The organism is Bradyrhizobium sp. WSM4874 (genome assembly GCF_055811835.1).
In genome coordinates, this window is sequence record NZ_JBVVPR010000158.1 from 1 (window position 1) to 1074 (window position 1074).

The following is a 1074-nucleotide window of genomic DNA, read 5'->3' on the forward strand; positions in this document are numbered from 1 at the left end:
CAGCACCCCGAGCCTACCGGCTCAAGGGGGGCAACGCCGACCTCTTCAGAAATTCAACAGAACCCGGGACATCCCCGGCCCCACTTCCGCATCGGGTCAACGAACCAAATCGGAAGTCGCGGCCTTGCGGCGGGATGTCTGCTTTGCCCCGGGTGAGCGGACATAGTGGTCGTGAGTGTCGAGGTGATAACGCTGCGCGGACCGTCGCAGCCACCCTCCGCACAGTCGGATCGTCCGGGTCCCTCTGGGCATGTCAACCTCCGCAGGGACCGCGCGACCGCGACCTTTGAGGGATTTGGGGTTTTTGATTTTCGAATTTCCTTTCGTACCATCTCGCACACAAAGGCTGGTGCGCGATATGGAACCTACCGGCTGTGGGCGCTCAAGCAGCAGAGCAAGTAAGCCCGACAGGACCATAAACCTTTGTATCGTTCCATCACCCCTTACGTTCAATTGAGCCGCTGATCGCGATCGTCTAGCTAAGGGTATGCGGTAGCTCCCTGCTATCGTTGCCCTCCTTGGGCGTTTCCTCCCTAGACTTGGGCCGCTTGTGGCAACGCAGGCGGCCTCCATTTTGTACGGGCCGTCACGTCCGCAGCAATTCCCGATCTGTCATGTCGCTGTCTTCTCCCTGGGAGGGTGGCCCAACCGCCAACGATCACGCCACCAGCGGCGCGACCATGATGGCGATCATCGCGATGTACCCGAACAACGATACGCTCGGCGAGCGGCTCAGGCTGTATGTCGAGGAGTGCTTCCATGCTGCTTGAAGAAGAGATCAAGCTTCACAGGTTCGCCGGTATCTCGCCAGACCAGTCTTTTACCGAGGCTGGCCGCCACTGCGAGGCGGTGGTGGCCGCCGATTAGAACATGGTCATCCGATGTTTGGGCGATGATCTCGCCGGCTTCGTCCACGATGAACCTCATGAGGCCGCCTCCAATCGAGCGCGCCGGTCAGCGCCGCCGCGATGGAGCGCAATCTATCTAACCTCCAATCTGACGTGCCCCCGCCAAATTAGGCCAGTTTGAACTGGAATTTTCCACTTATGATCCCCTGATGGGGAGAGGAGAATT

General features: G+C 59.5%; 1 protein-coding gene. It reads left to right on the forward strand.

Annotated elements, in window-relative coordinates; genetic code table 11:
* The first annotated feature begins 614 nt into the window (after positions 1 to 614).
* On the forward strand, positions 615 to 770 hold the full coding sequence (locus AC0L3P_RS39810; RefSeq protein WP_473309440.1) for a hypothetical protein: 156 nt from the start codon (positions 615 to 617) through the stop codon (positions 768 to 770).
* The last annotated feature ends 304 nt before the right edge of the window (positions 771 to 1074 follow it).